Source organism: Streptomyces sp. NPDC053474 (assembly GCF_044544845.1).
Lineage (GTDB): Bacteria > Actinomycetota > Actinomycetes > Streptomycetales > Streptomycetaceae > Streptomyces.
In genome coordinates this window covers 112,517-134,242 of record NZ_JBITXV010000020.1, presented here as the reverse complement: position 1 = coordinate 134,242, position 21,726 = coordinate 112,517, and the positions used below count along the sequence as shown (strand labels likewise).

General features: G+C 70.6%; 15 protein-coding genes, 1 tRNA gene and 2 pseudogenes. 10 read left to right on the top strand and 8 right to left on the bottom strand.

What is annotated here, in order from left to right; translation table 11 throughout:
* Positions 1–107: 107 nt before the first annotated feature.
* The gene (locus tag ACIG3E_RS35675) at positions 108–965 is read left to right on the top strand and encodes a phytanoyl-CoA dioxygenase family protein (RefSeq protein ID WP_399624237.1); all 858 of its coding nucleotides are present in this window, start codon (positions 108–110) and stop codon (positions 963–965) included.
* Between the two features lie 19 nt (positions 966–984).
* On the opposite strand, the gene ACIG3E_RS35670 is transcribed toward ACIG3E_RS35675, so the two are convergent.
* The gene (locus tag ACIG3E_RS35670; protein WP_399624234.1) at positions 985–1,932 is read right to left on the bottom strand and encodes a Gfo/Idh/MocA family protein; all 948 of its coding nucleotides are present in this window, start codon (positions 1,930–1,932) and stop codon (positions 985–987) included.
* Between the two features lie 13 nt (positions 1,933–1,945).
* Positions 1,946–2,968: a zinc-binding dehydrogenase gene (locus ACIG3E_RS35665; RefSeq protein ID WP_399624232.1), complete on the bottom strand. Its 1,023-nt coding sequence runs from the start codon at positions 2,966–2,968 to the stop codon at positions 1,946–1,948.
* Positions 2,969–3,430: 462 nt separating this feature from the next.
* On the opposite strand from ACIG3E_RS35665, the gene ACIG3E_RS35660 reads away from it, so the two are divergent.
* Positions 3,431–5,176 carry a glycoside hydrolase family 3 protein gene (locus ACIG3E_RS35660; RefSeq protein WP_399624230.1) on the top strand — a complete coding sequence of 582 codons (1,746 nt, stop codon included), beginning with the start codon at positions 3,431–3,433 and terminating at the stop codon, positions 5,174–5,176.
* Positions 5,177–5,414: 238 nt separating this feature from the next.
* Here ACIG3E_RS35660 and ACIG3E_RS35655 read toward each other — a convergent pair whose 3' ends face one another.
* Both ACIG3E_RS35655 and ACIG3E_RS35650 read right to left on the bottom strand, forming a co-directional pair.
* Positions 5,415–6,269: a helix-turn-helix domain-containing protein gene (locus ACIG3E_RS35655; protein WP_399624228.1), complete on the bottom strand. Its 855-nt coding sequence runs from the start codon at positions 6,267–6,269 to the stop codon at positions 5,415–5,417.
* A gap of 10 nt (positions 6,270–6,279) precedes the next feature.
* A complete protein-coding gene (locus ACIG3E_RS35650) occupies positions 6,280–6,975 on the bottom strand; it encodes a DUF6879 family protein (protein WP_399624226.1) in 696 nt (231 codons plus the stop codon).
* A gap of 251 nt (positions 6,976–7,226) precedes the next feature.
* Between ACIG3E_RS35650 and ACIG3E_RS35645 the strand changes: the two genes are divergently transcribed.
* Together ACIG3E_RS35645 and ACIG3E_RS35640 are read left to right on the top strand one after the other, a co-directional pair.
* Positions 7,227–7,433, top strand: coding sequence for a hypothetical protein (locus ACIG3E_RS35645; protein ID WP_399624224.1), 207 nt, complete (start codon positions 7,227–7,229; stop codon positions 7,431–7,433).
* Between the two features lie 22 nt (positions 7,434–7,455).
* Positions 7,456–7,845: an ATP-binding protein gene (locus tag ACIG3E_RS35640; RefSeq protein WP_399624304.1), complete on the top strand. Its 390-nt coding sequence runs from the start codon at positions 7,456–7,458 to the stop codon at positions 7,843–7,845.
* An 855-nt stretch (positions 7,846–8,700) separates the two neighbouring features.
* Here the strand turns inward: ACIG3E_RS35640 and ACIG3E_RS35635 are convergent.
* A tRNA-Leu gene (locus tag ACIG3E_RS35635) sits at positions 8,701–8,785 on the bottom strand.
* 176 nt (positions 8,786–8,961) lie between these two features.
* Between ACIG3E_RS35635 and ACIG3E_RS35630 the strand changes: the two genes are divergently transcribed.
* A complete protein-coding gene (locus ACIG3E_RS35630) occupies positions 8,962–10,269 on the top strand; it encodes a DUF2254 domain-containing protein (protein ID WP_399624302.1) in 1,308 nt (435 codons plus the stop codon).
* A 101-nt stretch (positions 10,270–10,370) separates the two neighbouring features.
* Here ACIG3E_RS35630 and ACIG3E_RS35625 read toward each other — a convergent pair.
* A pseudogene (locus ACIG3E_RS35625) lies at positions 10,371–10,981 on the bottom strand (succinate--CoA ligase subunit alpha); the annotation flags it as partial.
* Between the two features lie 55 nt (positions 10,982–11,036).
* A pseudogene (locus tag ACIG3E_RS35620) lies at positions 11,037–12,183 on the bottom strand (ATP-grasp domain-containing protein).
* A 166-nt stretch (positions 12,184–12,349) separates the two neighbouring features.
* Between ACIG3E_RS35620 and ACIG3E_RS35615 the strand changes: the two are divergent.
* The 5 genes from ACIG3E_RS35615 to ACIG3E_RS35595 all read left to right on the top strand — a co-directional run bounded on the left by ACIG3E_RS35615 (position 12,350) and on the right by ACIG3E_RS35595 (position 20,510).
* Positions 12,350–14,044 (top strand): thiamine pyrophosphate-binding protein, encoded by a 1,695-nt coding sequence (locus ACIG3E_RS35615; RefSeq protein WP_399624222.1) that lies wholly within the window; start codon positions 12,350–12,352, stop codon positions 14,042–14,044.
* Between the two features lie 12 nt (positions 14,045–14,056).
* Complete coding sequence (frc, locus tag ACIG3E_RS35610) at positions 14,057–15,325, top strand: formyl-CoA transferase (protein ID WP_399624220.1); 1,269 nt, start codon at positions 14,057–14,059, stop codon at positions 15,323–15,325.
* Positions 15,326–17,482: an acetate--CoA ligase family protein gene (locus tag ACIG3E_RS35605; protein WP_399624217.1), complete on the top strand. Its 2,157-nt coding sequence runs from the start codon at positions 15,326–15,328 to the stop codon at positions 17,480–17,482.
* A 120-nt stretch (positions 17,483–17,602) separates the two neighbouring features.
* The gene (locus ACIG3E_RS35600; RefSeq protein WP_399624216.1) at positions 17,603–18,991 is read left to right on the top strand and encodes an OFA family MFS transporter; all 1,389 of its coding nucleotides are present in this window, start codon (positions 17,603–17,605) and stop codon (positions 18,989–18,991) included.
* Position 18,992: 1 nt separating this feature from the next.
* On the top strand, positions 18,993–20,510 hold the full coding sequence (locus tag ACIG3E_RS35595; RefSeq protein WP_399624214.1) for an OFA family MFS transporter: 1,518 nt from the start codon (positions 18,993–18,995) through the stop codon (positions 20,508–20,510).
* A 131-nt stretch (positions 20,511–20,641) separates the two neighbouring features.
* Here ACIG3E_RS35595 and ACIG3E_RS35590 read toward each other — a convergent pair whose 3' ends face one another.
* Positions 20,642–21,718: a sugar phosphate isomerase/epimerase family protein gene (locus ACIG3E_RS35590; RefSeq protein ID WP_399624212.1), complete on the bottom strand. Its 1,077-nt coding sequence runs from the start codon at positions 21,716–21,718 to the stop codon at positions 20,642–20,644.
* Positions 21,719–21,726 lie beyond the last annotated feature (8 nt).

The window sequence follows — 21,726 nt, the reverse complement described above, 5'->3', positions numbered from 1 at the left end:
GCGCCGCCGTCTCTCCTTCCTGTTCTTTCGCCCCCTGCTCGTAAGGACTGCTCTTCCGTCCCCTGTCGTAAGGACTGCTCTGTCGACCCTGACGTAAGGACTCCCTCGTGAACCTCTCGTCGAACGGCGTACCCATACCCTTTTCGCCCGAGCTCTTCGGCCCGCTGCGCCCCACCGGCACGGAGCCCCTGCCGGACCCCGCCGTGCTGCGGGAGCGGCTGCGCGCCGACGGCTATCTGTATCTGCCGGGGTTCCTCGACCCGGAGGAGGTGCTCCGGCTGCGCTCCGCGTACTTCTCGCTGCTTCCGCGCGGCTACTTCGCGCCGGGCACCACCCCGCGCGAGGGCGTGTTCTCCGGCCGGGTGCCGAGGGAGCTGCCCGAGCACGGCGTGGCCGGGCACCCGGCGCACGACTTCGTGCGCTCCGAGACCTTCGACCGCTTCCTCGACAACCCCCAGCTCGCCAAGCTGGCCGCCGACCTCCTGGAGGGCGACGCCCGGATGCTGCCGCGCCGCATCCTGCGCCACTTCCACCGGGGCACCGCCCGCGCCTCGCGCGCCCACGTCGACCTGGACTACATGGACGAGGGCTCGCCCCGGGTCGTCACGATGTGGATCCCGGTCGGCGACTGCCCGCCGGAGTCGGGCGCCCTGGTGTACCTGGAGGGCTCGCACACGCTGCCCCCCGAGGAGTACGAGCCGCTGCGCGACACCACGGACCGGCCGGACGACCGGCGGCAGATCTGCCACGACCTGGAGTTCACCGCGCGCACCCTGGACCGCCGCTGGCTGTACGCGGACTTCGCCGCCGGGGACCTGATGGTGCACGTGCCGAGCGTCATCCACGCGTCCCTGGACACGACGACGGACGCGATGCGGCTCTCCATCGACACCCGGTTCGTCCGCGCGGGCGACACCCCCGACCCACGCTGGCTGCGGCCCTGGTCGGCGGACGACGGGGCCTGAGGCGCCCTTGCAGGAACGTTCAGCTGACCCCGGTGGGACGCGGACGCCCCGCCGCGGCGATGATCTCGTCCACGATCCGGGCGTCCGACACCGGGCACGCCGGTGGCCGCCCGGCCGCGACCGCCGCGACGAAGTCGGCGATCAGCGGCTGGTGGGGGTTGGACGCCGACGGCAGCGTCACCTCCCGTGAGCCGTGGGCCGTGCGCACGCGGAGGCGGCCCGAGTCGAGCGGGTCGAGCGTCAGGGTCCGGCCGTCGCCCACGACCTCGAACCGGTCCACGGGCGGCGCGTCGCCCCACTCCGCGACGACGTGCGCCCGCAGGCCGGACGCCCAGGCCAGCTCCACCTCGGCCCGCCGCTCCGCGCCCGCGGGGAAGCGGTCCGTGAGCAGGCCGCGTACGTCGTCCGGGCGGCCGAACAGCAGGACGAGCAGGTCGAGCCGGTGGCTGCCCGCGTCCGCGAGCACCCCGCCGCCCGCCACGGCCGGGTCGGTGCGCCAGCGCATCGGATGGCCGGGGCCCGGGGCGAAGGCGCAGCGGAAGCGCACCTCCACGCGCGCGGGGGTCCAGCCCACCAGCTCCGTGCGCAGGCGACGCACGGCCGGGGCGAGCCTGCGGTAGTACGCGACGGCGGCGGTCGGCCCGCCCTCCAGGTCCGCGCCCCCGGCCTGGACCAGGCCCCCGGCGAGCGGCTTCTCCACGAGCACCGGGCGCCCGGCCGCCAGCGCCGCGCGCGCCAGCGGGACATGGCGCACCACTGGCGTGGCGACGTACACCGCCTCGACCTCGTCGCCGAGCAGCGCGCGCTCGTCGCTGCCGGAGCCGCGCACGCCGTGCCGGGCGGCGACGCGCGCCGCCCGGTCCGGGTCGCGTCCCCACAGGTACACCGGTTCCTCGCCGAGCGCCCGCAGGGCAGGCAGCACCCGGCGCTCCACGACGTCGCCGTATCCGGCGACCGCCCACCTCACCGTCCGGCCGCCGTCACGGGACGATGACGACCTTCAGGGTCTCGGGCGGCGGCCCGTCGTACGGGGCGCGTTCGGCGTCGGGGTACAGCGACCTGCTGGCGGACAACTGCTCCATGGCCTTGGGGAGTTCGTCGAGGGCATAGGTGTGGGTGTGCAGGTCGGGCAGGCGCAGCCGCCCGGGGTCGCGGTGCACGAGGCGCTCGGCGACGGCCAGCGCCTCGGCGCGCGCGGTGTCCACGGGCTCGGCGGAGCTGTGCACGCGCAGGCCCTTGCGCTCCCACGTCACGAGGTCGACGGTGACGTGCGTGTCGACGTGGTGGGTGCCGAGCATCACGACGAGGCCGTTCTGCCGCACCAGGCCCACGCAGGCGTTGAGGGTGGTGGGGGTGCCGACGGCGTCGATCGCGACGTCGTACTCCTCCCCTTCCGCGGCGAACTCCTCCTTGAGGGCGGCCAGTCGGGACGCGCTGCCGTCGACGTGGCGCACCGCGTCGGCGCCCGCCCTGCTCGAACGCTCCAGGCGCCACGCGTCGAGGTCGACGGCGGTGACGTGCGCGGCGCCGCGGCGCGCCACCATCCGTAGCGCCATCTGGCCGACCGGCCCCTGCCCGATGATGACGACCCGATCGCCCAACCGCACCCCGCGCGTGGCGTGCACGGCGAGCGGCAGCAGCTGGAGCATCGAGCCCTGCTCGAAGGGCACGGAGTCCGGCAGCGCGCCGACGGCTATCTCCCGCGCGAGGGCGAACTCGGCGTAGCCCGACGTCAGCGGGGTGCGCACGAAGACGCGCCGCCCCGGCGCGACACGGGAGACACCGGGCCCGACGGCCTCCACGACCCCGGCGATCTCATGGCCGTAACAGCCCGTCGCGCAGTGCTCCCTGAGGCCGTAGTAGTGGTAGTACGCGAGGTCGCTGCGGTTGCAGACGCTGCACGCGCGGACGCGGACGAGCACCTGGCCCGGCCCTGGCTCCGGCACCGGCGCGTCGGTGACCAGCCTGATGTCACGCCGTCCGACAAGTTCGTACCGTCGCAAGGGTTTCCTCCTCAGCTCGGCCGCGGTCGGGCCCGGGGCGGCCCGCCGCGTGGTGGCGGGAGCCCGACCCCTGGCTCGTACACGAATTCCATCGCGGGAACGCGTGTCGTACAAGGTGGCCTCTGGGGTGGAGGGTGCTTCGGCTTGGGCGTCGGGTCGGCTTGGGCTGGGGTGTGGGGGCGTGCTTCGGCCGGGGCGTCGGGGGTGCGCTTCGAGCAAGGTGTCCCGTCGCGCTTCAGCCGGGGCGTTGGGGCGCGCTTCGGCCAAGCGTCGGCGCGTGCTTCGGCCGAGGTCAGGCCGCTGTGCCATGTGCTGGTTCACCTTCCGTTTCCTGGCGGTTCGCATGCCTTGACAGTCCCAAATGGCCTGAGCCAACATCCGATTGGCCTGTACCAAACCGCGCAGTACGGCGTCGGCCCGCTCTCCCACCCCCCGCTCCCCTGTCCCATCGGAGGTCCCGGCATGGTTTCGAGCAGTCCCCCGAGGCTGGAGCAGCTCGCCAACTCCGTGCTGCAGCCGGGCTTCGTCGGCACCACCGAGGTCCCCGACTGGCTGCGCCGCAGGATCGCCGCCGGGCTCGGGGGCGTGGTCCTCTTCGGCCGGAACATCGTCGACCCGGAGCAGGTCGCGGGCCTCACCGCCGCCCTGCGCGCCGAGAACCCCGACCTGATCGTCGCCATCGACGAGGAGGCGGGGGACGTGACGCGCCTGGAGGCCTGGACGGGCGCGTCCCGGCCCGGCAACCTCGCGCTCGGCGCCGTGGACGACATCGACCTCACCGAGCGCGTCGCCCGCGACATCGGGCGCGAACTGCACGCGGCGGGCGTCTCCCTCAACTACGCGCCGAGCGCCGACGTGAACTCCAACCCGCTGAACCCGGTCATCGGCGTCCGCTCCTTCGGCGCCCGCACTGACATCGTTTCCCGGCACACCGCCGCCTGGGTCCGGGGGCTGCAGTCCGCCGGGGTCGCCGCCTGCGCCAAGCACTTCCCCGGCCACGGCGACACCTCCGTGGACCCGCACTTCGGCCTGCCCCGCGTCACCGGCGGCGCCGAGGAGATCGCGCGCACCGCGCTGCCGCCGTTCATCGCCGCGATGGAGTCGGGCGTACGGGCCGTCATGACGGCGCACCTGCTCGTGCCCGCGTACGACCCCGCGCTGCCCGCGACGCTCAGCCCGCGCATCCTGAACGACCTGCTCCGCGGCGAGCTCGGCTTCGACGGCATGGTCGTCACCGACGGCATCGAGATGGGCGCGGTCACCGACCGCTACGGCATCGACGGCGCCACGGTCCGCGCCGTCGCCGGTGGCGTCGACGCGGTGTGCGTCGGCGGCGAACGCGCCGAGGAGTCGACGGTCGACCTCCTCACGGGCGCGCTCGTACGGGCGGTGCACGACGGCACCCTCCCCGAGGACCGCCTCACCGAGGCCAGCACCCGCGTACGCTCCTTCGCCACCTGGTCAGGAGCCCGCTCCCGCGCCGCCACGGCCACCGGCCTCGGCTCCGACATCGGCCTGATCGCGGCGAGGCGCGCGGTACGGGTGCGACCGGGGAGGGAGGAGGAGGCGGGGGCGGGGGCCGCTCTGGAGACGACGGGGGCGCCGAGGCCCACAGCCACGGCTGATACGTGCGGGGCCGCGGGCGCTCCGGGCGCGCGGAGGAGCACGAGCAGGGCAGTCACGGCGCGGAGCACAGGAATGGCGGGAACGGCGGGCGCCCCGGCCTCACCCCTCCTCCCCCTCACCATCGCGCCGCACGTCGTGGAGCTGTCCCCCGTGATGAACCCGGCTGTCGACGGCGGCACGCCCTGGGGCGTGGCCGATCCGCTGCGCGCGCTGCGCCCCGACACGACGTCCGTGCGCCTGACGGAACTGGAGCTCGACGGTTTCGACGACGTCCTGGACCGGGCCGCGCTCACCCCGGCGGACGGCCGCGCACTCGTGGTGGTCGTCCGCGACGCGGCCCGCCACCGCTGGATGACCGAGGCCCTCGCCCGCCTCCTGCGCACCCGCCCCGACGCCCTCGTGGTGGAGATGGGCGTACCGACGGGCGTCCCCCTCGGCGCCGTCCACCTGATCACCCACGGCGCGACCCGAGTCTCAGGCATAGCGGTGGCGGAACTCCTCACGGGCCGATCCCACACCCCCGAAACCACGAAAACCCCCACCTCGCCCAACCCGATCACAGGCATCCGAGCGGGGACGTGAACCCTCCCCACACCCCACACAAAGAAGGCCCCTCAAGAGGGGCCTTCTTACTGGTGTCCGAGGGGGGACTGCCCCATTACGCCAGCGCGCTGACCAGGCGTTCCCGCTTCCTCCTGGACTAGTAATCGCCCTACCATTTCCCCTCCCCGCTAGAGAGGAAAGCCCCGTGCGGGCCCTTGTCGCTGACAGAAGGGGCCTGAACCCCTTCCTCCGGTTCCTGCAACTCTCATGCATGCAGTTATGCATGAGAGTTGAGTGCGCGCCGGGCCGCGTTGATGACGTTGTGCGCCTCGGCGCCATAAACCGCGGACTCTTGCATCATCTTCCAGACACGAAGGTACGTGGCGACGTGATCGGCATCCTCGACCCATAGTTCCGCGTGCCACGTCTCGGTGACTACTTGCCGGTCGTCGTAGATCCAGAAGCCCACGCCGGGCGGTTGCTTGAGCGAAGCGCCGAAGGGGACGATCCCCAGCTCTACGGTGTCCATGCCGATGATTCCGGTGAGGCGGTCAAGCTGGGCGGCGAGCACTGCCGGCGGGCAGACCAGGGCGCGCAGCACGCCTTCCCACATGATGATGTGGTAGCGCCTGCCCGCGCTGTAGAGGAGTTGCTGGCGCTGCATGCGGGCCCGTACGGCGTCTTCGGTGTCTCGTGGTGACTGGTGCAGTTCGGCGGAGCGGGTCAAGACCGCGCGGGCGTAGTCAGGGGTCTGGAGGACGCCTACAACCCATGAGGACTCCCAGGCGCGCAGCACCTTGGCGCCTGCCTGGGCGTCGTTATGCGCGTCCTGAACGGCCCGGTGGCCTGCCGCGAGCTGGCGGCGCCAGGAGCGGATGTGTGCCTCGAACCCCGCAAGGCGGGTCCGGAGTTCCTCGTACGCCTCGGGCTGGTCGGTGGCTTGCGTCCATGCCCGGAGGTCTTCGGCGGTGGCCGTCTGCCTGCCGTTCTCCAGCTTGCTGACCTTGGACTTGTGCCATCCGAGCTGCCTGGCCAGCTGGTCGCCGGTGAGTCGGCCTCCAGGGCGCGAGAGCCGTAGTTCGCGAAGCCGTGTCCCCAGGGCTTCTCGCGCCTGCTGGAAGTCGGTACTCACCGGGCCGTGTTCACTCCCTCGCGTTGAGCTGTGCCGCGAATTCCTTGTACGGGATGGCGTAGTGCTGCGCAACGTCCCGCAGCCGGTTGTACTGGTTGACGGCTGCTGGCTCGGTGATCAGCTCCGCGCCCGTGAGGTTGTCATCGTCGTCGAAGAGGCACAGGGCGACGATGTGGGAGTCAAAGATCCAGAGGTCTTCGTCCGGCAGGTTGACGCGTTGGGCTTCGGCGCGCCACATGTTGCGTACGTCCTCGCCGAGCGCGGCGTTCTTCTCGGCGTGCGCGAGGAGGTACAGCTGCCCTGTGGTGGGCGGGCTGTCGACGATGCGGACGCGCCCAACCGCCGCTCCGTCTGAGGTTTTCGCACGGATGGTGCGGCTCCACGGGGTGTCGAGGTCCCACGCCGGGGCCTCGCCGCGTACGAACTGGGCGTAGGTACTGGTCGCTTCGTCGACCGCGTAGCGTCGCCGCATCTCCAGGTGCCACGCGCTGTGCTGGAATTTCCCGAAGAGCCGGGCGAACTGGTCCAGATCGAGAGTGCGTGGGGAGATGTCCCGGCCGCGCGGACCGAAGTCGATCAGTGTGTTGCGCGGTACGACGATGGCCACCTCGTCGTCATCAAGGTGCTGAAGCTGGGCGATGTCCTCAGGCTCGGTGAGCGGCGGGCCGTGGACGATGATCTGGCCGGTGTCGAGGTCTTCGTGCACTGCGGGGCAGCTCCCTTCGCCGCTCCCTGTGCCGTTTCCCTTCGCCGCTCCCTGTGCCGTTGAAACGCAGTCGTCGCGCCATGACGTGCCCCTTTCGTCGGGCTGAATCACAGCTTCGCGCGCTGTTGCGCCAAGGAGCCATGGCATCCACGGCTCCCTGTAAGGAACTTCCCGAAACCCCGGAAACCAGTCAAGAAACTTCGAGAAACCTGCCTGGATTCTCTCAACACCCCATCCCTAGCGTCTTGTTCATGGTCACTACGCATGAATCGCACGATGTCGACCCGTACGCGGCGGTCGAGGAGCTGAGGGCAGTGCTGGCCGAGGCGGGTATCGTCTTCCCGTCCCTCGCCGTCGACCACGCCTCACCGAGTCTTGGACTCGTGAACCTCGGGCGCGTGCGCGCGGAGGTAGCCATGCGGCTGGCTCAGCAATTCCGGCGCGAAGGTCGTGAGTGACGTGCCCGAACCACTGGGTGGGATGGTCCTCTACCCGGTCCCGGAATCGGTGGGCCGTGCGCGCCGCTGGTTCCGGACGTTCACCGAGCCGCTTCATTTGGACTGCTCCGTTGTGGACGACTGCGTGCTGATGGTTTCGGAGCTGATCACCAATGCCATCGTGCATGGGCAGGCGGAGGGGCCGTGGCGGGTGCGCGTGGACTGGTACCGGGTGGGCGGGGCCCTGCGGGTGGAGGTGCACAACCCCGGCTGTCCGGCGCATGTGCGGCTGCGCTCGCCTTCGGTCAGCGAGGCGCATGGGCGGGGTCTGCTGCTGGTCGACGCGCTGGCGGATGAGTGGTGGTCTGGTCCGAGTCGGCATGGCGGGACGCTCGTTGCCTTCGTCGTGCACCAGGCCTTCAAGCCCGACTGACGCACTCCTAGATCCCACCTAGCGCGCTACTAAATCAGCCTGACCTTGTCAAAAGTGTGTCCGAAAACCGGCTTCTTCAAGTGTGGCCCTCATTTCTGAGCGGTGCCCCGCGAACGCTGTGGGCCGCACGGTTCGCGGGGCCGGAGGCTGGCCATGACCCGGGCGCAGGGCAACCCTGGAAGGGAACCAAGAACCGACCGGAAGGCAATCAGGGTGATTGTGCCCGCGCAGCCGCCCGTGCTGACGCCGCCGGTGGCGGTGGCGCTGTGGCGGCTGATCTGCAACGTCTCCCGGGCTGGTGAACACGGGGATGAAGGGAGAGCAGGGTGATGCTTCGCTTCGCCTTCTACGGGCGGGTCTCCACCGAGGACCAGCAGGATCCCGCCGCCTCCCGCGCCTGACAACTGGCCCGCGCCACCACCCTGACCCAGGCGCACGGGCCGGTGGTGGCCGCACTCGACGAGGCCCAGCCCACAGGCGACCCGCGCACCGAGGCCGCCCGCCGTGAGCTGGCCGCCCTGGACCGCAAGCTCACCCAGTACCGCGCCGCCCTCGAAGCCGGAGCCGACCCCGCCCTGATCGCCACCTGGACCCGCGACATCCAAACCCGCCGCGCCACCGCCCAAGCCACCGTGAACCGGCTCACCGCCGCCGAGCAGCCGCCACGACGGATGAGTCACGCAGAGATCAAAAACCTGGTCGACGCCCTCGGCGGCCTTCTAGCGATCCTGGAAAAGGCCGATCCGGCCGACAAGGCCGACGTCTACCGCCAGCTCGGCCTGCGCCTGACCTACGACCACCAAACACAAACGGTGCTGGCCGAGAGTCGGCCAGCACCGGATGGTGTACTGATTGTGTCCGAGGGGGGACTTGAACCCCCACGCCCGATAAAGGGCACTAGCACCTCAAGCTAGCGCGTCTGCCATTCCGCCACCCGGACTAGGTGTCTGTCGCCTTTGCGGTGTTTCCCGCGGCGACGAGGACAACAATACCAAGGTTTCGGAGTGCCTTTCACCTGCGTATCCGCCAGGTACGCCGCACCGCAGCGCGCCCCGCCGCCGCGGGCGGCTCCGCGCCTAGAGTTTCACCATGAGTGACGGTTTGCTTACGGGTGCGCTGGGTGACGTACGGGTGCGACGGCCGCGGGTGCTGTCTCCCCTGCGCGAGCACCTGCGGGACACGATGTGGTTCGCGCCGACGGCGGGCCTCGTGGGCTCCCTGCTGCTGTGGTGGGTCGCCTCCGAGGTGGACGCGCAGTGGGTGCGGTTCCTCCAGGACCACGGGGAGTACGACGCGATCAAGGACATGAATCAGCTCGCCGAGGACACGAAGGTGGTGATCAGCACCATCGGCTCGGCGATGATGACCTTCATCGGTGTGGTCTTCAGCATCTCGCTGGTCGCCGTACAGATGGCGAGTGGCCAGTTCAGCCCGCGGGTGGTGCGGCTCTACGTCCGCTCGCGGATCACCAAGGCCACGCTGACGGTCTTCCTCGCGACGTTCCTGTTCTCCCTGATGACGCTGACGTCGTTCGACAGCGAGAAGGACCCGCGGCTCGTGACGAACGTGCCGCTCGTCGAGGGGCTGCTCGCCCTCCTCATGGTCCTGCTGAGCCTGCTGCTCTTCGTGGCCTATGTGAACGGCACCCTGCGGATGATGCGGATCGGCTTCGTGATCGACCGGATCGCCCGGGAGGCCTTCCGCGTGGCCGCGAAACACCCGGCGGAGGGGCACGTCGACGACGAGGGCCTCGGCCCGGAGACCGCGCGGATCACCCACGAGGGCCAGGCCGGGGTGTTGCGGGACGTGCACATCGCCCGGGCAGTACGGGCCGCGCGCCGTCAGGGCGTCGTCCTGCGGCTGCTGCCGCGCACCGGGGACTTCGTGGTGCCGGGCACCCCCGTGTTCGCGGTGTACGGCGGCCCGCCGCCGGGGCGCCGCGCCCTGCGGTACACCGTGTACGTCGGGGTCGAGCGCACCTTCCACCAGGACCTGGGCTTCGGTCTGCGGCAGCTGTCCGACATCGCGCTGCGCGCCCTGTCCCCGGCCGTGAACGACCCGACGACCGCCGTGCAGGCCCTGGACCGCATCGTGCAGTTCCTCGCGGTCCTGGCCCCGTACCCGCTGGGTGCGCTGCGCCACCGCGACCGGCGCGGGGCAGTACGGCTCATCCAGCCCGTGCCCGACTGGACGGACCTGGTGGACCTCGGTCTGACCGAGATCCGCGGCTGCGCTCCCGGCAACCCTCAGGTCACCCGGCGCATGCTGGCGGGCATCGACGACCTGCTGCTCCTCGCCCCCGAGGACCGCAGAACACCGCTCCTGCGCCACCGGGCCCTCCTCGAGCAGGCGGTGGAGCGGGTGGTGCCCGAGACCGCGGACCGCGATTTCGCCCTGTTGCCGGACCGCCAGGGGATCGGCTGAGCCGGGGGGCGGGGCCGTACCGGCTGCGAAGGGGTGGAGGTCGTGTGGTCACCTGCCCCGTTCCTGACGCGGGCCCGGCGACGCCAGGCAGTCGCGCATCAGGTACCGGACGTACCGGAGACGGGGGCTCCGGCGTGCCCCATGGTGCGGCCCTCGGGGGCGGTGAATCCGGCGACGTAGGCGCCGACAGGCTGGCCACCGATGCCGCCGCAGGCGGAGAAGCCGATGTCACGCAGCTCGTCCATGAGCGGGTACGTGAGGGTGCCGGACTGGGAGACCAGGCCGACGCGCCCGGGTTTGGCGATGTCGGCGGGGATGATGCCCGCGCTGGACTGCCCAGGGGCGATGGGGCCGGGGCAGTCGGGTCCGATGATCCGGGTGCCGCGTCGTCGCGCGTGCGCGTGCCCGTGGAAGGCGACGGTGTCATGCACGGGGATGCCTTCGGCGATGACGGCGGCAAGCGGGATTCCCGCGTCGGCCACCTCCATGACAGCGGCCTTACTGGAGGCGGTCGGCACGGAGAGGACGCTGACCTCCGCCCCAGTCGCCTCGCGCGCGTAACGGACCGAGCCGAAGACGGGCACGGCGCGGTCGTCGAAGTCGACGGTTCGGCCCGCCTTGCGCAGCGCCTTGCGCGGATGACGCCGCCGACGACGTCCGTACCGGCGGCGAGCATGCGGAGGGTGTGCTTCATGCCCTCGGCGTCCGCCATGCCCTGGACGATGACCTTGCTCTCCTTGGTCAAATAGATCGCCCTGTACGGCTCCTCAGACAGCGGGTGCGGCGTGGGCGAGTTCGGCGACGCGGCGGGCGGCGCCGTCCATGGTCGTGGCCTGCTCGACGAGCGGATGGGCGCGTGCGTCGAGGACGGCCCGCCCGCGCACCGCGTCGTTGCCGTTGAGCCGGACGGCAAGCGGCTTGGTCAGTCGCACGCTCTCCAGCGCCCGCGCCCGCACGATGCCGTCGGCCACGGCGTCGCACGCGGTGATGCCGCCGAGGACGTTCACCAGGAAGCGGGGGACGGACGGGTCGCCGAGGACGACGGCCAGGCCGTCCGCCCCATGACGCGCGCGGAAGCGCCGCCGCCGATTCGAGGAGGTGCGCGGGCCGGGCGCCGCGCCCCGCGACGGCGTCGAGCATCGGCATGACGAGGCCCGCGCCGTTACCGATCGCCCCGACCTCGCCGTCGAGCTTCACATAGGTGAGCCCTTCGGCCGCCGCAGCCGCCTCGCGCTCGCCGTCGTACGTCGCGCCCTGTGCACCCCAGCGGGCCCGCCGGAAGCACGCGTTGTCATCGAGGGTCGCTTTCGCGTCAAGTACGATCAACTGCCCCTGGAGGGAGCGAACGAGGGAATTGACCTCGACAAGCAGCGCTTCAACGCAGGTCAGAACGTTCCCTAGCGCGATCAGAACGTCAGCCGCCTCGACGGGGAGGCCCGCTGAGGCGGCGATCTCGTGGGCCTTGCTCCGGGTCACACCCTCGGCGGGACCGACGGGCACGCGCACCACCGCCTCGGGTCAGGTCGCGGCGATGCCCTCGATGTCCATGCCACCGCGGGCTGAGGCGATCGCGAGGAACCACCCCGAGGCTCGGTCCAGCACGTACGAGACGTAGAACTCGCTCTCGCCCTGCACCGGTTGGGCCAGCTTGACCGCGCGCACGGCGTGGCCCTTGATGTCCATGCCGAGGACCTGGCGCGCCGTCAGCTCGGCGGCGGCCGGGTCCGCGGCCCGCTCCACACTGCCCGCCTTGCCCCGGCCACCCGCCTTCACCTGCGCTTTCACGATGACGCGCCCATCGACGCGCTCAGCTGCCGCGCGGGCTTCCTTGGCCGACCTGGCGACCTCGGCGCGCGGCGCCAAGGTGCCGTGCTCATCGCAGAGTTCCCTTGCCTGGCGCTCGTACAGGTCCACGTCCGGCTCCTGTCCGAAAGTGCCGCCTGCCCCCTGGACACCCTGCGCCAGATACGGGATAACGAGCTTCATACAGTATTCGTCGACTGTATGCAATGTACTGCGAGGGCGGCTCACGCCCCGTGCGAGCGCGCCCAACTCCCCTACGAAGGGACAGGACTTCGTCATGCCGGACGACAGCAGCGACACGAGCAGCACCCTCATCTCCGGAGGACATCTGGTCGCCAAAGCACTCAAGGCGGAGGGTGTCGACGTCATCTACACCCTGTGCGGCGGCCACATCATCGACATCTACGACGGGTGCGTCGACGAAGGCATCGACGTCGTCGACGTACGCCACGAACAGGTCGCCGCCCACGCCGCCGACGGCTACGCGCGCGTGACCGGCAAACCGGGCTGTGCCGTGGTGACGGCCGGGCCCGGCACGACCGACGCCGTCACCGGCGTCGCGAACGCCTTCCGCGCCGAGTCCCCCATGCTGCTGATCGGCGGCCAAGGAGCCCACACCCAGCACAAGATGGGCTCGCTCCAGGACCTGCCGCACGTCGACATGATGACGCCCATCACCAAGTTCGCCGCGACCGTGCCGGACACGGCCCGCGCGGCCGACATGGTGTCCATGGCCTTCCGCGAGTGCTTCCACGGCGCCCCCGGCCCGTCCTTCCTGGAGATCCCCCGCGACGTGCTCGACGCCAAGGTGCCCCTGGAGAAGGCACGCGTCCCGCGCGCGGGGCACTACCGCGCCTCCACCCGGTCGGTCGGGGACCCCGAGGCGGTCGAGAGGCTCGCCGACCTCCTAGTGCACGCCGAGAAGCCCGCGATCCTCCTGGGCAGCCAGGTGTGGACCACGCGCGGCACCCAGGCAGCCGTCGAACTGGTCAGGACCCTCAACGTGCCCGCCTATATGAACGGCGCCGGCCGAGGCACCCTGCCGCCGGGCGACCCCCACCACTTCCAGCTCTCACGGCGCTACGCCTTCGCCAACGCCGACCTCATCGTGATCGTCGGCACCCCCTTCGACTTCCGCATGGGTTACGGCAAACGTCTCTCTCCGGACGCCACAGTCGTCCAGATCGACCTCGACTACCGCACCGTCGGCAAGAACCGCGACATCGACCTGGGCATCGTGGGCGACGCGGGACTCGTCCTGAAGTCCGTCACCGAGGCGGCCTCCGGGCGCCTCAACGGCGGGGCGTCCCGGCGCAAGGAGTGGCTGGACGAACTGCGGACGGCCGAGCAGACAGCCGTCGAGAAGCGGCTGCCGCAGCTGCGCTCCGACGCCTCGCCCATCCACCCCTACCGGCTGGTCAGCGAGATCAACGACTTCCTCACCGAGGACTCCCTGTACATCGGCGACGGCGGCGACATCGTCACCTTCTCCGGCCAGGTGGTCCAGCCCAAGGCACCCGGGCACTGGATGGACCCGGGGCCGCTCGGCACGCTCGGCGTCGGCATCCCCTTCGTCCTCGCCGCCAAGCAGGCCCGGCCCGACAAGGAGGTCGTGGCCCTCTTCGGCGACGGCGCCTTCAGCCTCACCGGCTGGGACTTCGAGACCCTCGTGCGCTACAACCTCCCCTTCGTCGGCATCGTCGGCAACAACTCCTCCATGAACCAGATCCGCTACGGCCAGCGGGCCAAGTACGGCGCCGCGCGCGAGCGCGTCGGCAACACCCTCGGCGACGTCCCCTACGACCAGTTCGCGCGCATGCTCGGCGGCCACGGCGAAGAGGTCCGCGACCCCGCCGACATCGGCCCCGCGCTGCGCCGCGCCCGGGAGTCCGGCAAGCCCTCACTGATCAACGTGTGGGTCGACCCGGACGCCTACGCCCCCGGAACCATGAACCAGACCATGTACAAGTGAGGTGTCCCTGCCATGGCTCACGAGACCCGCACCGACCCTCCCGCCCGGGCGGCGGTCAAGGCCCTCGACGGCATCCGCGTCCTGGACATGACGCACGTCCAGTCCGGCCCGTCCGCCACCCAACTCCTCGCCTGGCTCGGCGCGGACGTGGTGAAGCTGGAGGCACCGACCGGTGACATCACGCGCAAGCAGCTGCGCGACCTCCCCGACGCGGACTCGCTGTACTTCACGATGCTCAACTGCAACAAGCGGAGCATCACCCTCAACACCAAGACCGAGCGCGGCAAGGAGCTCCTCACCGAGCTGATCCGGCGCTCGGACGTCCTGGTCGAGAACTTCGGCCCGGGCGCGGTCGACCGCATGGGCTTCACCTGGGAACGCATCCAGGAGATCAATTCACGTATCGTCTATGCCTCCATCAAGGGTTTCGGGGACGGGCCGTACACCGACTTCAAGGCGTACGAGGTCGTGGCTCAGGCCATGGGCGGGTCGATGGCGACCACCGGCTTCGAGGACGGGCCGCCGCTGGCGACGGGAGCCCAGATCGGGGACTCGGGCACGGGAATCCACGTGGTGGCGGGGATCCTCGCGGCGCTGTTCCAGCGCGAGAGCACCGGGCGCGGTCAGCGGGTCAACGTGGCCATGCAGCACGCCGTGCTCAACCTCTGCCGGGTGAAGCTGCGCGATCAGCAGCGCCTGGCCCATGGCCCGCTCGCTGAATATCCCAACGACGACTTCGGCTGCGAAGTTCCCCGGTCCGGGAACGCCTCCGGCGGCGGCCAGCCCGGCTGGGCGGTCAGGTGCGCGCCGGGCGGCCCCAACGACTATGTGTACGTCATCGTGCAGCCCGTCGGCTGGCGGCCCATCACCGAGCTGATCGGCCGCCCCGAACTCGCGGACGACCCCGAGTGGGCCACGCCGGAGGCCCGCCTCCCGCAGCTGGCCAAGATGTTCCAGCTGATCGAGGAGTGGTCCGCCACCCTGCCCAAGTGGGAGGTCCTGGAGCGCCTTAACGCCCACAACATCCCGTGCGGGCCGATCCTGTCGACCAAGGAGATCATCGAGGACTCCTCGCTCGTCGCCAACGAGATGATCGTCGAGGTCACCCACCCCGAGCGCGGCACGTTCACCACCGTCGGCTCCCCGCTGAAGCTCTCCGACTCCCCCGTCGACGTCGTCACCTCACCGCTGCTCGGCGAGCACAACGAAGAGGTGTTCGTCGGCGAACTCGGCCTCAAGGACGAGGAACTGCGCCTCCTCAAGTCGAACGGAGTGATCTGATTGCCGACCGACGACCGCTCGGAGCGCGTGCGCGCACTACTGGACTCCGTACGCGCCGAGGGGCGCACCTCGCTGACGGCACCGGAGGGAAAGATCATCGCCGACGCCTACGGCATCGCCGTTCCCGGTGAGGAGCTGGCCCGTGACGTCGACGAGGCAGTGGCGTACGCCGCGCGGTTCGACGGGCCCGTCGTCCTGAAGATCGTGTCACCGGACATCCTCCACAAGACCGACGCCGGTGGTGTGGTCGTGGGCGTGGAGGGCGCCGAGGACGTCCGCGCGGCCTTCCACCGGATCGTCGACAACGCACGCGCGTACGCGCCGACCGCGCGGGTCGACGGCGTACAGGTCCAGGAGTTGCTGCCCTCCGGCGCGGACGCGCGGGAGGTGATCGTCGGGGCGGTCACCGACCCGACGTTCGGCAAGGTCGTCGCCTTCGGACTCGGTGGTGTGCTCGTGGAGGTCCTCAAGGACGTCACGTTCCGCCTCGCGCCCGTCGACGTCGACGAGGCCTCCTCGATGCTCGACTCGATCGCCGCGGCCGAGATCCTGCGCGGCGTCCGCGGCGCGGAACCCGTGGACCGCGGAGCGCTCGCGGAGCAGATTCGCCGCGTCTCCCAATTGGTCACGGACTTCCCCGAGATCGCCGAGGTCGACCTCAACCCCGTGATCGCCACTCCCCGGGGCGCGCTCGCCGCGGACATCCGCGTCATCCTCGGCGACCGGGCCCCCGAGGAACGGCCCACCTACACGCGCGCGGAGATCCTCGCTTCGATGCGACGGCTGATGCAGCCCCGCTCCGTCGCCGTCATCGGCGCCTCCAACGAGCCTGGGAAGATCGGCAATTCGGTGATGCGCAACCTCATCGACGGCGGCTTCCCGGGCGAGATCCACCCGGTGAACCCCAGGGCCGATGACATCTTGGGCCGCAAGGCGTACAGGAGTGTCACGGACGTTCCCGGTGAGGTGGATGTGGCCGTCTTCGCGATCCCCGCCGCGTTCGTCGCGAAGGCCCTGGAGGACGTCGGGCGCAAGGGGATCCCGAACGCCGTCCTCATCCCCTCCGGGTTCGCCGAGACCGGTGAGCAGGCGCTCCAGGACGAGATCGTGGCCATCGGGCGACGGCACGGAGTGCGGCTGCTCGGGCCGAACATCTACGGCTACTACTCGACGTGGCAGGACCTGTGCGCGACGTTCTGCACGCCGTACGACGTGAAGGGCGGGGTGGCACTCACCTCCCAGTCGGGCGGCATCGGGATGGCCATCCTCGGCTTCGCGCGCACCACGAAGACCGGCGTCTCGGCGATCGTGGGGCTCGGCAACAAGTCGGACCTCGACGAGGACGACCTGCTCACCTGGTTCGGCGAGGACCCCCACACCCAGTGCATCGCCATGCACCTGGAGGACCTCAAGGACGGCAGGGCGTTCGTGAAGGCCGCGCGGGCCACCGTGCCGAAGAAGCCCGTCGTGGTCCTCAAGGCGGGCCGCACCGCGGCGGGCGCCCGGGCCGCCGGGTCCCACACGGGCGCGCTGGCGGGCGACGACGCCGTCTACGACGACGTCCTCCGGCAGGCGGGAGTGATCCGCGCCCCGGGCCTCAACGAGATGCTGGAGTACGCGCGGGCGCTGCCCGTCCTCCCCACGCCCCGGGGTGACAACCTCGTCATCATCACTGGTGCGGGCGGCTCCGGAGTGCTGCTCTCCGACGCCGTGACCGACAACGGCCTGCGGCTCATGGAGATCCCGCCCGACCTGGACGCTGCGTTCCGCGCCTTCATCCCGCCGTTCGGCGCCGCGGGCAATCCCGTGGACATCACCGGCGGCGAGCCCCCGTCGACGTACGAGGCGACGATCCGGCTCGGCATGGAGGATCCGCGCGTCCACGCGCTCGTCCTCGGCTACTGGCACACCATCGTCACCCCTCCCCTGGTGTTCGCCGAGCTGACGGCCCGCGTGATCGCCGAGTTCCGCGCACGCGGCATCGACAAGCCCGTCGTCGCCTCCCTGGCGGGCGACGTCGAGGTGGAGGAGGCCAGCCAGTACCTCTTCGAACGGGGGGTCGTGGCCTACCCGTACACCACGGAGAGGCCGGTCGAGGTCCTCGGGGCGAAGTACCGGTGGGCCCGCGCGGCGGGGCTGTTGGGGGGCGGTCGATGAGGTGAGCAGTGCTCGGGGCGGACGGCGGCGCGCGCCGACCGCCCCAGGACCCGTACGCACGCGAAGGACCGGACAGGGGGCGCTGGCCAGCTCTTTCCACGCAAGGGGTGCGACTCGACCATGACCACCACCAACTGTACGACTCCCGTCCCCTTCAGGGAGGTGACGGACCGCAACGGCCGCCGGTACCGCGTCGGCGAAACAGACGTCGACATCATGGGACGACCGCGCTGGACCATGGTGCTCCTCCCCTGGATCGGCATGCTGGGCATCAGCTCATCGGAGTACGCGTTCACCTCCGCCGAGGACACGCTGCACGACGCGCACCTGTGGAGCAGCGGGCACATCTTCTGGCTGATGGGCGTCTGGGTGTTCTTCCAGGCAGCCGTCGCCTTCCCGGCCGGTCAGCTGCGCGAGAGCGGCAGGCTCCCCGCCCGCCACGCGATGCTCCTCGGTGCCTTCGGCACGGTCTGCGGCTACCTCGCGCTCGCGTACGCGCCGCACGTGTCGGTCGCGTACGTCGGCTTCGGCGTGTTCAGCGGCATCGGCGCCGGCCTGGTCTACGCGACCTGCGTGAACATGGTCGGCAAGTGGTATCCGGAACGCAAGGGAGGCAAGACCGGCCTGGTGAACGGCGGCTTCGCCTACGGCTCCGTGCCGTTCGTCTTCCTCTTCACGTCGTACATGGACTTGAGGAACTACCGCGGCGTCCTGATCTTTGTGGGCGTCATCTGCGCGTCCGTCGTGGCGTTCGCCGGATGGTTCTTCAAGGACCCGCCCAAGGGCTGGTGGCCGCCGCACGTCGACCCCCTGAAGGTGTCCGCCGACCCGCGCGTCCGGCGGGCCCTGGAGAAGAACCCGCCCGCCGTCAAGCAGTACACCCCCAGGGAGGCCGCCCACACCCCGGTCCTGTGGATGATGTGGTTCTGTCTGCTGTGCACGGCCGGGATCAATATCTTCGGGATCGCCTTCCAGGTGCCGTTCGGCAAGGACATGGGCTTCGCGGGCGGCGTCGTCGCCACCGCGATGTCTCTGAAGGCGATCGTCAACGGCACGGGCCGGGGCGTGATCGGCTGGATCTCGGACCGCTACGGACGGCGCACCACTCTCGTCATCGTCTGTCTCGTCCTCGGCGCCGCACAGTTCGGCGTGCTGGTGTCGGGCTCCCTGGGCAGCATGCCCTTCTTCCTGTGCTGCTCCATGGTCTCCGGTTTCGGCGGCGGCGCGATCTTCCCGCTGTTCGCCGCGATGACGGCCGACTACTTCGGCGAGAACCACAACGCCACCAACTACGGCATGGTCTACAGCTCGAAGCTGATCTCCGGACTCGTCGGCTCCGGCGTGGGGGCCCTCGTCGTGGACGCGTGGGACTACGAAGGCGCGTTCGTCATCGCCGGCTGCGTCGGCGTCTGCTCGGCCGTGCTCGCACTGCTCCTGAAGGCACCGGGCAGGCCACGTGCCCGGCGCGTCGTACCCAACCCACACCCCTTAGGTGAGGAGATGGCTTGATATGACGGCGGAGCCCTTCGCCGAACACCCCGCGTCCGGCCGTGCGGACGCGCACGGATCGGACGCCCAGGGACCGGACACCCCAGAGCCCGACACGCACGGCCCCGGCTCCCCCGGGCCGGACGCGCACGGACCCGAGACCCGCGGTCCCGACTCGCGTGGCCGCGACGCGCCGGACCGGCCGTACCGAGAGCTCACGGACGCGCGAGGGCGCGTCTACCGGGTCGGCGAGAGCGACCGGCAGATCCTGGGCCGCCCCCGCTGGACGATGGTCGCCCTCCCCTGGGTGTCCATGATCGCCATCAGCGTCTTCGAGTACGCCTACGGAGCGGCCGAGGACACCCTGTCGGACGCGCACCACTGGACGTCGTCCAACACCTTCTGGGTGCTGAGCGTGTGGATCTTCTTCCAGGCGGGTGTCTCCTTCCCGGCTGGGAAGCTGCGCGAGAAGGGCATCCTGACCAGCCGGGCGGCGATGCTCACGGGCTCCGTCCTGTCGCTGCTCGGCTTCATGAGCCTCAGCCACGCGCCCAACGTCGTGGCGGCGATGGTCGGCTTCGGGCTGCTCGGCGGCGTCGGCTCCGGACTCATCTACTCAACGTGCGTCAACATGGTCGGCAAGTGGTATCCGGAGCGGCGCGGCGGCAAGACGGGCTTCGTCAACGGAGGGTTCGCCTACGGAGCGGTGCCCTTCATCTTCCTGTTCTCCTACGGCTTCGACACCTCCAACTACCACACCGTGCTCGACCTCGTCGGCTTCTACGTGCTCTCCGTGACCCTGGTGGCGGGCCTGTTCTTCAAGGACCCGCCGAAGAACTGGTGGCCCGAGAGCGTCGATCCGCTGCGGTCCGCGACGGGCAGCCGGACGGCCGTCGCGCTCGCCAAGAACCCTCCCGCCGTCGCGCAGTTCACCCCAGGGGAGGCGTTACGCACCGGCGTCGTGCCGCTGATGTGGGTGTGCATGCTCTGCTGCGCGGGAGTGTCCATCTTCGGGATCTCCTTCCAGGTGCCGTTCGCCAAGGAGATGGGGTTCGGGCCGATGATCGCCGCGTCGTCCATGGGCGTCATGTCGGTGATCAACGGCACGGGGCGCGGTGTCGTGGGCTGGCTCTCGGACCTGCTGGGACGGCGTCCCACACTGACGTACGTGTGCCTGGCCCTGTCGGTGGCGCAGTTCGGCGTCCTGTGGGCGGGTGAGATCCGCAACGAGCCCCTGTTCCTCGTCTTCGCCTTCCTGTCGGGCTTCGCGGGCGGTGCTTTCTATCCGCTGTTCGCCGCCCTGGTCCCGGACTACTTCGGGGAGAACAACAACGCCTCCAACTACGGCATGGTCTACAGCGCGAAGCTGGTCAGCGGGCTGTTCGGCGGGGGCGTCGGCGCGATGGTCGTGCACTCCTGGGGCTACATCGGCGCCTATACGACGGCAGGAGCGGTGTCGCTGCTAGCGGCGGGCCTCTCCTTGCTGCTGCGTCAGCCGAGCTCGCCACGCGCGCGTGGAGAGCTGGCACGGTCGGGCTGAGCCGTTCCCGGTCCCAGGGAGGGCCCCGGCCGTCTCCGCGGCGGTCGGGGCCCCTGGCAGCGGTCGGCTCGCCCAGGGCGTCGATCGGCACCCTCGTACGGGCCCGTGGCCGGTCCGACCTTCCGGCCCGGTCAGTCCCCGCAGCGCTCCCTCAGGGCGTGCAGGTGCGCGCTGGACTTCCGCGCGAAGGCGAAGGAGTCGGACGGGGAGTCGTGTTCCGCCTGCCAGTGGTGGTAACGGCGCCCTCCATGGGTGCGGGCGGTCACCCTGGACAGGAACTTCTTGTAGTCGATGTCGCCGTCCCCGACATCGACCATGCGGTAGCCGTCGCGGGTGGAGTCGTCACGGATGCCGTCCTTGACGTGGAACAGCGGATAGCGGTGCGGCCGCCGCAGGACGTAGTCGATCGGGTCGAAGGGCCTGGGGGTGCCGTCCACCTGCTTCCCGAAGCGGAACCGCGCGCTGTACGCCCAGTAGATGTCCATCTCCAGGTAGACGAGATCGGGGTCGGTCTCGGCGAGGAGCACGTCGTAGAGGCGCACGCTCGGCTTGTCCGTGGCGAAGGAGAACTCCTCCGCGTGGTTGTGCTGGTAGAACTTCATGCCCCGCGCCCGGGCGGCCTCGCCGTACGTGTTGAAGTCCTCGGCGGCGCGCTTCCAGGCGTCGACGGTCGTGCCGTGGCGGAAGGGGCCCGACGCGGTGCCGATGTGCGGCAGACCGAGGGCCTCTGCGTCGTCCAGGACCTTGGTGAGGTTCTGCGCGAACGTGTACGCGTTCGGGTCGCCGTCGTTGTAGTAGCCAACGTGGCTGCCGACGGCGGTGAGCCCGTGGTCGCGGACCAGTCTCTTGAGCTGGGCGAGCGTGATGGCGCCCGCGGAGCCCTGGGCGTACCCGGCGAACTCGATCTCGTCGTATCCGTACCTCGCCAGTTCGGCGAAGACGGCGGCGAACCCGAGGGACGACACCTTGTCGCGGAGGCTGTAGAGCTGGACGCCGAGTCGGCCGGGCGGCAGGACGGGGCGGCCGCGCCCCTTGCCGGACGGCTGGGATGAGGCGGCGATCGGGGCGGTGGCGGCCGAGGCCGGGCCCCCGGCGGTAGCGGTACCGGCGAGCGCGGCCGCGGTGGCGCCCGCGGCGACGCCCAGCACGCCGCGCCTGCTCAGTCGGTGGGCGAGCTCGGGGTCGTCGGGGGTCGGCTTGCGGCTCATGCGGGCCT